Source organism: Pedobacter sp. AC163 (assembly GCF_979258665.1).
Genome location: NZ_OZ409872.1, coordinates 2,228,058 through 2,240,853 on the forward strand (window position 1 = coordinate 2,228,058; position 12,796 = coordinate 2,240,853).

The 12,796-nt window shown below is 37.4% G+C and carries 14 protein-coding genes; 8 read left to right on the forward strand and 6 right to left on the reverse strand.

Annotated features, from left to right (window positions below; all coding sequences use genetic code 11):
• The first annotated feature begins 68 nt into the window (after positions 1-68).
• Positions 69-911, forward strand: a complete 843-nt coding sequence (locus tag ACZZZK_RS09430) for a helix-turn-helix transcriptional regulator (protein WP_463483898.1) — start codon at positions 69-71, stop codon at positions 909-911.
• 78 nt (positions 912-989) lie between these two features.
• Here the strand turns inward: ACZZZK_RS09430 and ACZZZK_RS09435 are convergent, their stop codons facing one another.
• From ACZZZK_RS09435 to ACZZZK_RS09455, 5 genes are all read right to left on the reverse strand, one after another.
• Positions 990-1,745: a GDSL-type esterase/lipase family protein gene (locus tag ACZZZK_RS09435; protein ID WP_463483899.1), complete on the reverse strand. Its 756-nt coding sequence runs from the start codon at positions 1,743-1,745 to the stop codon at positions 990-992.
• Between the two features lie 435 nt (positions 1,746-2,180).
• Positions 2,181-3,488: a sensor histidine kinase gene (locus ACZZZK_RS09440; RefSeq protein ID WP_463483900.1), complete on the reverse strand. Its 1,308-nt coding sequence runs from the start codon at positions 3,486-3,488 to the stop codon at positions 2,181-2,183.
• Between the two features lies 1 nt (position 3,489).
• A complete protein-coding gene (locus ACZZZK_RS09445) occupies positions 3,490-4,164 on the reverse strand; it encodes a response regulator transcription factor (RefSeq protein WP_463483901.1) in 675 nt (224 codons plus the stop codon).
• 5 nt (positions 4,165-4,169) lie between these two features.
• A complete protein-coding gene (locus tag ACZZZK_RS09450; protein ID WP_463483902.1) occupies positions 4,170-5,021 on the reverse strand; it encodes a hypothetical protein in 852 nt (283 codons plus the stop codon).
• A 10-nt stretch (positions 5,022-5,031) separates the two neighbouring features.
• Entirely contained in the window at positions 5,032-5,316 is a 285-nt protein-coding gene (locus tag ACZZZK_RS09455) for a hypothetical protein (protein ID WP_463483903.1), read from the reverse strand.
• A 194-nt stretch (positions 5,317-5,510) separates the two neighbouring features.
• Here ACZZZK_RS09455 and ACZZZK_RS09460 point away from each other — a divergent pair, with 194 nt between their 5' ends.
• From ACZZZK_RS09460 to ACZZZK_RS09470, 3 genes are all read left to right on the forward strand, one after another.
• A complete protein-coding gene (locus ACZZZK_RS09460) occupies positions 5,511-6,308 on the forward strand; it encodes a DUF4382 domain-containing protein (RefSeq protein WP_463483904.1) in 798 nt (265 codons plus the stop codon).
• Positions 6,309-6,338: 30 nt separating this feature from the next.
• Positions 6,339-6,851, forward strand: coding sequence for a hypothetical protein (locus ACZZZK_RS09465; RefSeq protein ID WP_463483905.1), 513 nt, complete (start codon positions 6,339-6,341; stop codon positions 6,849-6,851).
• A gap of 346 nt (positions 6,852-7,197) precedes the next feature.
• The gene (locus ACZZZK_RS09470) at positions 7,198-7,353 is read left to right on the forward strand and encodes an SDR family oxidoreductase (RefSeq protein ID WP_463483906.1); all 156 of its coding nucleotides are present in this window, start codon (positions 7,198-7,200) and stop codon (positions 7,351-7,353) included.
• Positions 7,354-7,454: 101 nt separating this feature from the next.
• On the opposite strand, the gene ACZZZK_RS09475 is transcribed toward ACZZZK_RS09470, so the two are convergent.
• Positions 7,455-8,840: a DASH family cryptochrome gene (locus ACZZZK_RS09475; RefSeq protein ID WP_463483907.1), complete on the reverse strand. Its 1,386-nt coding sequence runs from the start codon at positions 8,838-8,840 to the stop codon at positions 7,455-7,457.
• A 184-nt stretch (positions 8,841-9,024) separates the two neighbouring features.
• On the opposite strand from ACZZZK_RS09475, the gene ACZZZK_RS09480 reads away from it, so the two are divergent.
• From ACZZZK_RS09480 to ACZZZK_RS09495, 4 genes are all read left to right on the forward strand, one after another.
• Entirely contained in the window at positions 9,025-9,837 is an 813-nt protein-coding gene (locus ACZZZK_RS09480; RefSeq protein ID WP_463483908.1) for an MOSC domain-containing protein, read from the forward strand.
• Between the two features lie 72 nt (positions 9,838-9,909).
• Positions 9,910-11,088 (forward strand): glycosyltransferase family 87 protein, encoded by a 1,179-nt coding sequence (locus ACZZZK_RS09485; RefSeq protein WP_463483909.1) that lies wholly within the window; start codon positions 9,910-9,912, stop codon positions 11,086-11,088.
• Complete coding sequence (locus ACZZZK_RS09490) at positions 11,085-12,017, forward strand: glycosyltransferase family 2 protein (RefSeq protein ID WP_463483910.1); 933 nt, start codon at positions 11,085-11,087, stop codon at positions 12,015-12,017. Before ACZZZK_RS09485 ends, ACZZZK_RS09490 begins: the two co-directional genes overlap by 4 nt.
• Entirely contained in the window at positions 12,017-12,796 is a 780-nt protein-coding gene (locus tag ACZZZK_RS09495) for a polysaccharide deacetylase family protein (protein ID WP_463483911.1), read from the forward strand. The genes ACZZZK_RS09490 and ACZZZK_RS09495 overlap by 1 nt, the downstream gene beginning before the upstream one ends.

A 12,796-nucleotide genomic window follows, 5' to 3' on the forward strand; every position in this document is an offset into this window, starting at 1 on the left:
TCCGACCATTTTAGTTCTGATTTATGCCACTAATGGCGCCTTAAATGTCAAATATTACTTAATTTAGAATGCAAATTATAAAAATGACACAAACGCCTGCCCCAAGAGTTGTATCCTTATCACTTCGCCACATGGATGATGCGACTCAAAAACTTTTAAAAAAGTATCACGTGCACTTGTATTGCCATAGTGGGAAACTAAATTTTATTTTCAACGATCAGCAAATGAGCTGTGCAGCTGGCCAGTTTCTCTTTTGGTTTGCAGAATCCAGACGGGAAATAGCTCAAGTATCAAAAGGTTTTAAGGCAACGGTTTTACTCGTGGAGAAAGATTTTCTGATCGATAACGTTCCCGATCAGGGATGGAGCATCAATGCACAACTCCACTCCAGGGTACACCCTGTTAAAGATATTCACACTAAAGCCGAGAAGGATAAAATATTAAACAACTTTACCTGGCTCCTGCTGCGTTTCCAGGAAACCGATCACCGCTTTTACGAGGAAGCACTCAAATTACAAATGCGTCTGTTTATATTGGAGATGTGGCATAGCTTTGCAAACGAATATGAGCGGCGGCGGCATAGTTTGCAAACAGGAACGCTCTACGAACAGTTTATCCAGTTACTGCAACAGCATTGCCTCACCCAAAGAGAGGTACAATTTTATGGCAATGAATTAAACATTACGCCAAAATACTTAAACCACCTTTGCAAAATCCATTCAGATCGCACCGCTTCAGACTGGATACAAAGCCATGCCAGAGAAAGAATCATTTTACTCTTGCAAAATAGACACTTAAATATATCGGAGATTGCGGAGGAGATGCGTTTCAGCAGCACATCTTTCTTTACACGGTACGTTAAAAAATTATTAGGACAAACGCCCACTGACTTTAGGACAAGATTAGCCTGATTTAAAAAAAATCTTTCGTTGACCTTAACTCAACGGCCTACATCAAGGCTGTTCATGAAAAGAACAATGGAGTGATCACTAAAGCTGTTCTAGCAGTGGTTTTTCAAAGGCTACCCATTTCTGATATCCCTTATCATTTAAATGCACCCCATCTTTTGTAAGCTCTTTGTCTAACTCGCCGTTGCGATCTAAAAATACAGAATAGAGATCAACAAGCTGATAAAATCCCTTGGTTGCATTTTGCTTAATGTGACTGTTTAGAATAAGAATGTCCTGCTTAAGAAAGGCTCTTCTGCTTGGCATCAGCGTTCGAACAAAGATTTTGGTAAGGGGCGATTTGCGGTGAATCTGCTTTGTGATTTTTAATATATTTTTCGCTACAAAAACCGGAGAGGGAACGGTGTTGGTATATTTTAAAGCAGGATTATCTTCCAATTGGTGGATATTAAACAAATCATTAATCCCAATGAGGATAAAAACAGCCTTTGGCTTGAAATAAGTTATCTCACCCAAACGTCGCAACACACCATCTGAGAGATCGCCTGCAATACCCCGATTTCGAATATGGTTGATACCAAATTTGCTGCTCCAATCACCACCGCCTTCTGTAATGCTGTTGCCAACGAAAACAATTTCTCCAAATTCAAGCGGCTGCTCCATAAACTCTTTAATCCTTTTTGGAAAATGCTTTTGAGTCCACGTGTTGTGATAAGGAGATACGTTAGTTTGCTCGGGATACAATTTCTTAAATTTCTCTGTCGATAGATTTGAGGTCTGTCCGAAGCCTTTAAAACTAATGATACCAAGAACGAGTGCAAATAGAATTTTGTTCATTTTGTATTAAATTTGACTAAAAGGAATACCTGTTTTTTAACCTTGCAACTGCTTTCAAAATGGGCTTATCTAAATTTTGTACGAAACAATTTTAAACAAAAAAACCAGTACGTGTTCTAAAATAGGAAATCCAAATCTATTTTAATAACCTTTAACCTAGCCGTCGGCTAAATCTAGCAAACCAACCCAGTTACCCTAGAACAAAGAAAAGCAGTATTAAACAACCTCTCAACTCTAGGTCAGATCAGTGCCAGATTGCTTCCTTTTTTATTAGGGACATCAAAATCTTTGAAACTAATTTTGCTTTGAATCCTAGTATTCAAGTCTCCACGCTATGAATTGCTTGCCATCGATCGCCTTACCTTGGTACGCCCACCTTTATTAAGGGCTGAAAAATAAGCCTTATTCCACCTCATACCTTCACTGAGATATGAATTATAAAAAATTCACTTTAAAGCTTGCCCCTTGGCCGTATTTCGAGTCTACTTCAACCTTTAAATTAAGGTAAATTGCTATGCTTTTTACAATGGCCAGGCCTAATCCATAACCCGTATTTTCAGCCTGACCGGTTTTTTTGAAACGATCAAATACATGCGGTAGATCTTCTGCTTTAATGCCTTGTCCGTTATCGCTAACATAAATGGAATAAGAACCTTTCTCAAAGTGATCAGCAATCTGGATACTTCCATTTTCTTTGTTGAACTTAATGGCATTGTTAATTAAGTTATAAAAGAGCTGAAACAAGAGATCGTGATTAATATGGCTTAAACGTTTATTATGGCTGAGGTTGATATCGATCTGAATGTTCTTTTCTTCGAGCCTATGGCCTATTTCTTCTACTATCTCATTAAAGAGTGTTTTCGGTTCTATCTCATCCTGTTTGGAGAACTGCTCGTTTTCTATTCGGGAAATAAGCAGAAGGGAACGCGATATTTTTTTTAAGCGCTCCAGGGTTTTCATCATATCCACAATATGTTCCTGTACCGCTTCCGATGCCGATTCTTCGGTAAGCAGGTTTTCCATTTTATTTTGCAATATACTAATGGGCGTCATAAACTCATGCGAGGCGTTGGCCGTAAATTCCCGCTCCTTTTCAAAAGCCTCGTTAATTTGATCCATTAACGAAATGAGCGAATGATCGAGGTATTTAAAATCGGCTGTACTGGTATTAATATAGCCATGTTTTTTTTTAAACGGAAACCGGCTATTGGTTAGCCTTAATTTGATAATTTGACCAAGTGGTTTGATTAACTGGCGGGTAAAAATCAAATCTATAATAATGCTTAAGGCAATAAGAATAATGAGTACGTATAAAGCAAAGCGTTGTAGCGCATCGTTATAGAGATTTATACTGGCAGTTGTTTTACCGATTTCTAAGAGATAGTTTTTTTGACTTTTTTGAAAAGTAAAACTCAGTACCCGATACGCGATGGTATCTTGTTCTACAATCCGCTTAGTATCGCGTATGGTCTCTAAATTTAGGGTTTTTGCTACCGTTTCGAGTGCAATATACTCATCTTTCAGCATGGTGTAGCTCCCATAACTGTTATCCCCTTCAAGGTAATAATCTATTCCCTTTTTATTAATGTTTTGAAGTACTTTTTTCTGCTGGTTTCTAAGCGAAAAATTAATGTAGTTAGAAGCAATCTGTTCAATTAAAAAAGGGAGCAACAGGATAAACAGACCTACAATGGCAAGTTTCGATCCGGTAATAAATAAAGTAAGTTTAGTAGATAGTTTCAAATTACTTTTTAATTCTGTAACCAACGCCTCTAACGGTTTCTAGCCATTCGGTGGGGGCATAGCTATTTAATTTCTTCCTGATATTTTTAATGTGCGCATCAATATAGTTCGAGTCGTAATCATCATCAACAAAGTTGCCCCAAATATGTTCGCTTAATTGCATCCGGGTAAGCACCCTGTTTTTATGGAGTAGAAGATAACTTAAAAGATCAAATTCTTTGCGGGAAAGTTCAATCTGCTCCTCTTCAAAAAACACGAAGCGTTTTTGCAAATCGATGCTAAAGTTTCCAAGTGAGATTAACTCTTCGGCCACTTTAAATTTTCGCCTGGCAATGGCCTGCATCCGCGATTGAAGTTCAGGTAAAAAGAAAGGTTTAGCTAAATAATCGTCTGCACCCATGTCTAATCCCGCCACCCGATCTTCCAATTTACCTCTTGCCGTAAGAATAATATACGCCGCATCTGGATTGCTTTTCTTCGCCTTGCTAAGCAATTCAAACCCATCGCCATCTGGTAAACCTAAATCAATTAATACATAATCATATTGGTTTGCCTCTAGCTTATTAAAACCCTGTTTAAAACTATGAGCCAGATCACACAAGAAAAAAGCTTTTTTAAGAAACTTTTCCATTTCAAAGGCAAGCGTTTTTTCATCTTCTATGATTAAGACCTTCATCTGGGTTAAAATTGGTAGTATACTGCTAAGCCAAAAAAAGATTGTTGGTGTTTTACACTTTCTTCTTTTCTGTTTCCAAGTATCGAGAATTGATAGCTGGCTTCGGCAAGGAAGTTTCCATTGCTCCAGTTTAAAGGTAGCTTAAAATTATAAGACAACAGTTTAAACTGATTTAACGTATTTTCAACCACCTCAGTGGTGCTGCCGTTAACGATCCCAGGAGCTGTTTCACTTTTTCCCTTACCATTCCCGTTCGAGTTCTGTCTTTTGTTTTTTTCGATAATATAGGTTTCGTAGAAGCGGGTAGTGCCTGCTGCAATCTCTACAACCGGTGTAATTGAAATAAGATTATTTTCGTTGAATACCGTTCCCAATTCAATTTCTTTTGAATTACCAAAACTAATAAATCCATCCGTCTGCTTTCCGAAGGCCAAATCAAGACTAAGATCTGTTTTAAACCAGGGCCATTGATAAGCGGCCGATGCATTTATGTTATTGTTATTGGATGCCTGGAGTAAAGGTGAATTAGAAGGGAAAAAAGAATGGGTATAGGCTAGTCCGGCAGTAAATTTTTCATTAAAGTCATAATCGTAACCTATTCCTAAATCTGTTTCGGATATAGTAGCGCCATAATTCAAGAGTTTATAACCACCGCCCGAAAAATACAAACCATTGGGAAATCGTAAGGTGGCATTAAAGAGCAAATAGGGATATTTTTCAGGAGTAACCTGTCCATAATAGTTAATGTTACTATTATATATCGCAGCAACAGTAAGGGTAGCTTTTGTCGAATCTTGCTGCGCCTTTACGTTCGATATCACCAAAAATGAAAAAAAGATTAAGAGACGGATGTGCATACGTTATCCTTTACGGCCTTTTAATTTTGGGTTTAATAATCTTAATGGGTTTTACTTTTACTTTAGGTTTTACTGCCATGGGTTTTAACTGTTTTTTGGCTTTTGGCACTTCTTTAATTTGAAGTGGCTCAGGCTTTTGGTTTCCAGGCTGTTTGTCTTTTTTTTCTTTATCCTGTTTTTTCATCAGCTCCTCCTGCTGATTTGAAACAGTTGAAGCGGTAGTATCTTGTTGCACAGCAAAAACACCCGATAACGGGACTATTCCCAGGCAATAAATAAAGACGAATCGAATCATTTTATAAATATAAAAAAAGTTTACCCCCTAAGAGGTAAACCTACCTAAAAACCACCCATACATGGTGCGCTCACATTTCAAAAGTAGATTGCCAAAATGAAAATAAAATGAAAAAAATAAATTTTAAATTTCATGTTGGTTTCATCTTCGGTCCTCAACTTTGAAGTGTAAAACTTTAAATAAAATCTACAGTTATGAAAACAAATTTTGTAAATACCATGCTAGCCGTCTTCGTTGTTATTGGGATGACTGTCTTTTATGGATGTAAGAAAAATGAATCGAGCCAGGGAACAACAAAAGTTCAAATTAAAATGACCGATGCCCCGGGTAACTTCGATAAAATTAATTTAAGCGTAAAAGAGATTGTACTGGTATCGGGTGATAAACCTTATGTATTTGCAGCAACTACCGGTATTTTCGATATTCTGGATTTTAGGATTGGAACCAGTAACCCTGATATTTTAGTCGCTTCAGGTGAAATGCCTTCTGGTGAAATTACCGAAATCAGATTGGTACTTAACGAAACCGGAAATACAATTGTAGTAAACGGGGTTCAGCAGGAACTTAAAACGCCAAGTGCACAAACGTCTGGCTGGAAGGTGAAATTAACGGCTAATCCTGAACTGGTTGAGGGCGCTGCTTATACACTTTTATTAGATTTTGATGCCGCGAAATCTATTGTAAGCACTGGAAATGGCAAATATTTATTAAAACCAGTAGTACGTGGAATTGCAGCAGCAACTACCGGATTAATTTCGGGAACTGTTTTGCCTTTAGCAAGCCATCCTGAAGTATTGGTAATTGCAGGTACAGATACAGTGGGTACCCTTGCAGATCCGTTAACGGGTAAGTTTACAGTTGGTGGTTTATCCTCTGGTACCTATTCCGTTAAATTTGTACCTGTTGTTGGGTATAGAGATAGCACTATTACTGCTGTAAAAGTAGCTTTAGGACAAAATACATCCTTAGGTACGGTAACTTTAAAACAGTAAAATAAACTGTTCACATCCAAATTTTAAACGATGAAAAAGTTATTTCTTTTCTTTTTGCTGTTGGTAAGCAGCGGCCTTACTTTTAAATCTCAGGCACAGGTAAGTGTAAACGTAAATATTGGAGCGCAACCTGCGTGGGGCCCAACCGGGTATGATTATGTAGATTATTACTATCTGCCAGATATAGAGAGCTATTATTATGTACCTAAAAAACAGTTTATTTATTTAGGCAGTGGGGGCTGGGTTTTTACCACAGCGCTTCCACCGAGATATAGCAGCTATAATTTATATAATGGTTATAAGGTTGTAATTAACTCCGCTCAGCCTTACCGTTATTTTGAAACCCATAAAGTAAAATACGCTAAATTTAAGGGCAACCATGGCCAATCGGCGATAGGGAAAAGCAAAGGCCAGAAATATGCATCGGCCAAGGGGAATGCCAAAGTGTATAAAGGCGATAAAGCGAAACCGTCAAAAGCAGCCCATTTTAATAAAGGAAATGGCAAAGGTCATGGCCAGGGTAATGGCAAAGGAAAACACTAGTTATTTTTATAATAAAAGAAAGAAACCCTCCGAATTGGAGGGTTTTCTTTTTTAATTTCTTTTTTGTTGCCCTGGAGCAAAAGGCCTCGCCGATTTTGAACCGGTGCCCTTTTTGGCTTGACCCGGCGGAATTTTGCCGCTATTGCCAGCTGTTATGGTACTATAACAAGCACTGGTAAGAAGCATTGCCGATAACGCCACAATAAAATATATCTGTCTCATAGTGATAAACAAGCGATAATTATGCCAATTAAATTCTTTCCTGCCAGTGTGAATTATTTAAAATGGCTGAATTAACCTTTTTTCTCCAGATGGGCAGTTTGTTACTGCTGAACACCTTGAGGCCATGAAAACACAATTCGCAGAGAAAATGCCGATAGGCCGAATTGGACAATCATCAGACATTGGCAAAACAGCAGTTTTCCTAGCTTCTGATGATTCTTCTTTCGTACTGGGTGCAGAAATCATAGTTGATGGTGGCATGACTTATTTAGCCAAGTAACTACCTATCGATTGGCATGGGACCAGACTCGTGCCAATCGCTAAATATCGAACAGTTATTTGATTTTTTTATTCGCTATAATCAAGGTTTGTTACTCAAACTTACAGTTTTTCGATCAAGCCAATTGCCCTATCCCACTTTTTGTAAACCGCAATTGGCTTTATATATTCTGGAATTTCAAATTGCCAAGGGATTAAAACTTCAATATCATTTTTGTCCGAAAGTTCGGGAATCCATTTGCGTATAAAATCCTGTGCCTTGTATTTGTTTGATTGGTGCACGGGGTTAGTGTACCAGATTTCGAAGGCCTGCATATGCCAGTTCATCCAATTGGAGCTGACATCATAATCGATTAATTTCGATTCGAAATAGGCTGCCCCCCAGGTCCAGTTGATTTTTAAATCGTGTACAAAGTAACTGGCACAATTTACCCGTCCACGATTACTCATATATCCGGTTTCGTTTAATTGCCGCATATGCGCATCAATAAACGGAATTCCCGTTTCACCATCGCACCATTTCTTAAACTTCAATGGGTCGTTTTCCCACTCTAATTTTTTCTTCTTATAACCTTCTGTTCTGTAAATTTTGCTACCGAAGCGCATGGCTTTGAAAGTAAAATAGTCTCTCCATACCAGCTCAAAAACCAGCCACCAGGTACTTTGATTTTTTTTGATTTTCGATTCGTAATCTTTAACTTTTTTATAAATTTCTCGGGCAGAAATACAGCCTAATGCCAAATAAGGAGAAAACTTCGAACTGTAATCTAACCCGTCCGATTTATTTCTACTCCAGCGGTAATCCGTTAAAAGTTGGGATTGGAAGGTATAATATTCCAACCTTTTTAAAGCTGCCGTTTCACCACCCTCAACAAAAGGCTTTGCACCGTCATATTCCTTTTTAGTAAATCCGAAGGTTTTATAAGAAGGAAATTTGTGACTTACAATTTTTTTGATTGATTTCAATTTGTCAGGTGTGCCGAGGGTTGCCCGTGGATCAGCTTTTTTCCCCGCGGGAATTCGGTAGGCTTTACTAGTGAGTGGAATCTTGGCTATCGTAAAGGGAATATCATCTATATGATAAAGCGTTTTCCCCCAATAAAAATGAAATTTAACCTTTGGTAAAGCTTCAGTGACGCGATTAACCAGCTTCAATTCATAATCAGCATATTCTTTTTCCGAATAAATAGCTGTTATGCCATACTCTTCTACCAGTATGGGCAAAGTTTCTAGTGCAGACACCGATCCGATGACTAAGTTACCACCTTTTGATTCAAGATTTTTTTCCAAATCCAAAACAGATTGTTCCAAAAATTTGAATCTCACTATGTCTATTCTTCGAAATCCAAGTTCCAGCTTCTCAAAATCGCACTTTTCAAAACAATAGCAAAACATTAATTCGTCGCATTCTTCTGCTGCCTTTGTTAAGGCTTCGTTATCATGCAATCTTAAATCATTTTTAAACCAAACCAAGCCGCGTTTTGCCATTAAGAATATATCAAGATGAAGCTATAACAACAGTACAGCTTAGCTAAAGTTTTAGACCGCAATTTTGCTTCATAATCTTACACGGCTTGATATTTATCAAAGTGAACTTATTATTAATACCAATCAGCAGGGCTTATTATCTATCCTACTCTGCAAAAGGTTTTTTGTTTTCTATCTTTATGGGATGAATGACTTATACATTTCTGGTATCTATATCTACCCAATCAAGTCTCTTGGTGGCGTTAGTTTAAAGGAGGCTATTATGGAAGATCGTGGCTTGAAATACGATAGAAGGTGGATGCTCGTTGATGATGAAGGAACTTTTATTACACAACGGAAGCACCATCAATTGGCCTTACTTAAAGTAGAAATTCAGAATGAAAACATTATTGTTTCTCACAAAAATGATCCTGGTATAAAGATTTCGTTTCCCATAGCCGAGGTTAGTGCTACAGAAATTGTGGTTAGCATTTGGGATGATGTTTCTGTTGGTGTGGAAGTGAGTAAAAACGTGAGCAAATGGTTTTCTGATTTAATGGAAACGGAAGTCAGACTTGTAAAAATGCCTTTAACAGCAAAAAGAAAAGTCGATCCAAAATATGCTACCCAGGGTGAAATCGTGAGTTTTGCAGATGGTTATCCATGCCTGATTATCGGGCAATCATCATTGGATAATCTTAATCAAAAGCTTGAAGACCAACTCGATATGAATCGATTTCGCCCTAACTTTGTTTTTACCGGTGGTGAGGCGCATATGGAAGACCGCATTAAAACATTCGCATTAAATGGAATTGAATTCCAATGCGTTAAACCTTGTGCCCGATGTGTCTTAATTACAGTTGATCAAGAAACAGGAATGAAAGGAGGCGAGCCCTTAAAGACTTTAGCTAGCTACCGTAAAGAAGGTAATAAGATTATGTTCGGTCAAAATCTTATCCACAAAGGAGAAGGTAAAATCAACCAGGGAGACCAAATGATAGTTAGCAATTGGAAATAATTTACTCCTCATTTGCTGTTTCAAGAAAATAATGCACTTACCAAAAATGCTTATCTTCGGCTGTTAATTACCATGGCGGATTCAAATAACCCAAAATCACGTAAAATTTTTAGCTTTCTACTAAAAAAGGAATGTATCATTGCCGTTTACGTTCTTCTGGCCCTTATTGCTGGCTTCAAGCAATACCAACATCATTCCTATAACAACTATCTCATTTTCAAATATGTCTATTACCACACAATAGACTTACAGAACCTTTATAATAATTATCCTAAGTATGGCGATAGTAACCATTATGGCCCTATATTTTCGGTGTTTATAGCACCTTTTGCATTATTACCAGATGGTTTGGGGATGATTTTATGGAACGTAGCAAATGTTGCTGTGCTACTGTTTGGAATTTTCAGTCTGCCAATTTCAATAAGGAAAAGGAGTATCATTGCGTGGATTTGTGCCCACGAAACTTTAACCGCATTATTCAGTTTTCAATTTAATATTGCACTTACAGGGCTCATCATCCTCAGTTTTTCCTACTTAATAAAACAGAAAGAAGTTAAATCTGCGCTATTCATCGCCATTGGCACATTAATAAAATTATATGGGATAGTAGGTCTGGCTTTCTTTTTCTTTGCCCGTAACAAACTTAAGTTTATTATAGCTGGGCTTATCGCATTTTGTATATTATTCGCTTTACCGATGGTTCTATCATCTCCAACATTTGTAGTTCAATCTTATGCTGATTGGTATAATTCACTGGTGCATAAAAATGCGACAAATGCATCATTAACGTCTTTTCAGGATATATCGCTAATGGGCATGGCAAGGAGAATTAGTGGAAATGTGGAACTATCCAACACCCCATTTCTATTGGGTGGATTATTACTCTTTGGCTTACCATATTTACGTGTTAACCAATTTAAGCATTTAGCCTTTCGATTAATGTTGTTGGCTTCTACCTTAATATTTACGGTAATTTTTAGCAGTGGTTCCGAATCGCCGACTTACATCATTGCATTCGCTGGTGTCGCAATTTGGTTTGTTATTCAGCAAAAAAACAATTGGATTGTGGGCTTATTCATTTTTGCGTTTATACTGACCAGCCTATCGCCTACTGACATTTTTCCGAGAGCGATAAAAGAATTTATTCGTCTATATTCGCTCAAAGCCCTACCTTGTATAATCATCTGGCTAACCATTATTTTCCAGATGCTGAAAGAAGATTTTGAATCTTATTTGACTACCGATAAATGAGAAAATTAGTTTCCATAGTGATACCGGCTTACAACGAAGCTGATAATATTTTTGTTATTGCAGAAAGTATTAAAAAGGTTTTCTCTTCAATTGATTATCATTATGAAATCATACTGGTGGATGATGGAAGCGCCGATCATACGCTCGAAAAGATCAAAGCTTATACATCAACTTCCGATAATGTTTTTTTCCTTGAATTCTCCAGGAATTTTGGCCATCAACTTGCTGTAAAAGCAGGCATGGACCATGCTTTCGGTGATTGTGTGATTTCTATGGATTGTGATATGCAACATCCGCCAGAACTAATTCCAGAAATGCTACAAAAATGGCAGGAAGGTTTTGAAGTTGTCTATACCATTCGTGAGGAAGATAAGACGCTTTCAAAAGGAAAACGCAGTTCGTCGAGTTTATTTTATAAAACATTAAACTGGCTATCAGATATCGATTTAGAACCCGGAGCAGCAGATTTTCGTCTGCTCGATCAAAAAGTGGTGAATGTGTTTAGAAATTTCCAGGAGAACGAACCGTTTCTGCGTGGACTGGTAAAATGGTTGGGATTTAAACAGTACGCCATAAAATATAACCCGGCTGCACGCTTTTCTGGAAAAAGTAAATACACCATAAAAAAGATGTTTCGCCTCGCACTTCACGGTGTTACCTCATTTAGTATTAAACCACTCTATTCTGCCGTCTATTTAGGCTTCATCTTGTCACTGGCTTCGGTACTCTATATTCCTTACGTTATTTATGCATTTGTAAACAATGTAGAGGTTTCCGGCTGGGCATCAATGATCATGACTATCGTATTTTTTGGTGGTTTGCAACTAATCATTTTAGGTATTATCGGCATCTATGTGGGTAAAATGTTTATGCAAACTAAAAACCGTCCAAATTATATCATCCGTTCAACAAATATTCCCAATAAATAATGGTGCTTTTAAGTTTCGATATTGAAGAATTTGATATGCCCTTTGAATACGGAAAAGATATTTCTTTTGCCGATCAAATCGCCATTTCCAGAAAGGGTACAATTGCTATTCTGGATCTGTTAGATAAACATCAAGTTAAAGCTACCTTTTTTTGCACAGTAACATTTGCAGAAAATATTCCAGATCTTATCAAACGAATTGTTGAAACTGGCCACGAATTGGCTTCTCATGGTTACTACCATTCCGATTTCAAACCAGAGCATTTGCTTCAATCAAAATTGAAATTGGAAGAACTATCGGGTGCAGAAATCACCGGCTATCGCATGGCTCGGATGATGCCTGTGGATGAAAAGGAAATCGAAAAAGCAGGATATCAATATAATACTTCAATTAATCCTACATATCTTCCCGGCCGATACAACAATTTTCATATCTCCAGAACAATTTATACCGAAGAGAATGTTTTACAAATTCCGGCTTCAGTTAGTCCAATTGTAAGGTTTCCACTCTTTTGGCTTTCCTTTCATAATTTACCTTTAAGCCTTTATAAGAAATTGGCCAGCTGGACTTATAAAAAAGATAAATACCTTAATATTTACTTCCACCCTTGGGAATTTACAGATCTTGACGATTTTGAAAAATTTGGCTTTCCAGCCTATGTTCGTAAAAACACTGGCGATAAAATGATGAGTAGAATGGACGAGTTTATCAAGTGGCTAAAATCAAAAGACTATCCGTTCGGTACTTTTCAGCAGTTTATGAGAAACATCAAAAAATAA

What these genes read in the sequence shown, in the direction of transcription:
- ACZZZK_RS09430 (WP_463483898.1), top strand. Translation starts at nt 69, where the DNA reads ATGCAAATTATAAAAATGACACAAACGCCTGCCCCAAGAGTTGTATCC.
- ACZZZK_RS09435 (WP_463483899.1), bottom strand. Translation starts at nt 1,745, where the DNA reads ATGAACAAAATTCTATTTGCACTCGTTCTTGGTATCATTAGTTTTAAA.
- ACZZZK_RS09445 (WP_463483901.1), bottom strand. Translation starts at nt 4,164, where the DNA reads ATGAAGGTCTTAATCATAGAAGATGAAAAAACGCTTGCCTTTGAAATG.
- ACZZZK_RS09450 (WP_463483902.1), bottom strand. Translation starts at nt 5,021, where the DNA reads ATGCACATCCGTCTCTTAATCTTTTTTTCATTTTTGGTGATATCGAAC.
- ACZZZK_RS09455 (WP_463483903.1), bottom strand. Translation starts at nt 5,316, where the DNA reads ATGATTCGATTCGTCTTTATTTATTGCCTGGGAATAGTCCCGTTATCG.
- ACZZZK_RS09460 (WP_463483904.1), top strand. Translation starts at nt 5,511, where the DNA reads ATGAAAACAAATTTTGTAAATACCATGCTAGCCGTCTTCGTTGTTATT.
- ACZZZK_RS09465 (WP_463483905.1), top strand. Translation starts at nt 6,339, where the DNA reads ATGAAAAAGTTATTTCTTTTCTTTTTGCTGTTGGTAAGCAGCGGCCTT.
- ACZZZK_RS09470 (WP_463483906.1), top strand. Translation starts at nt 7,198, where the DNA reads ATGAAAACACAATTCGCAGAGAAAATGCCGATAGGCCGAATTGGACAA.
- ACZZZK_RS09475 (WP_463483907.1), bottom strand. Translation starts at nt 8,840, where the DNA reads ATGGCAAAACGCGGCTTGGTTTGGTTTAAAAATGATTTAAGATTGCAT.
- ACZZZK_RS09480 (WP_463483908.1), top strand. Translation starts at nt 9,025, where the DNA reads ATGAATGACTTATACATTTCTGGTATCTATATCTACCCAATCAAGTCT.
- ACZZZK_RS09485 (WP_463483909.1), top strand. Translation starts at nt 9,910, where the DNA reads ATGGCGGATTCAAATAACCCAAAATCACGTAAAATTTTTAGCTTTCTA.
- ACZZZK_RS09490 (WP_463483910.1), top strand. Translation starts at nt 11,085, where the DNA reads ATGAGAAAATTAGTTTCCATAGTGATACCGGCTTACAACGAAGCTGAT.
- ACZZZK_RS09495 (WP_463483911.1), top strand. Translation starts at nt 12,017, where the DNA reads ATGGTGCTTTTAAGTTTCGATATTGAAGAATTTGATATGCCCTTTGAA.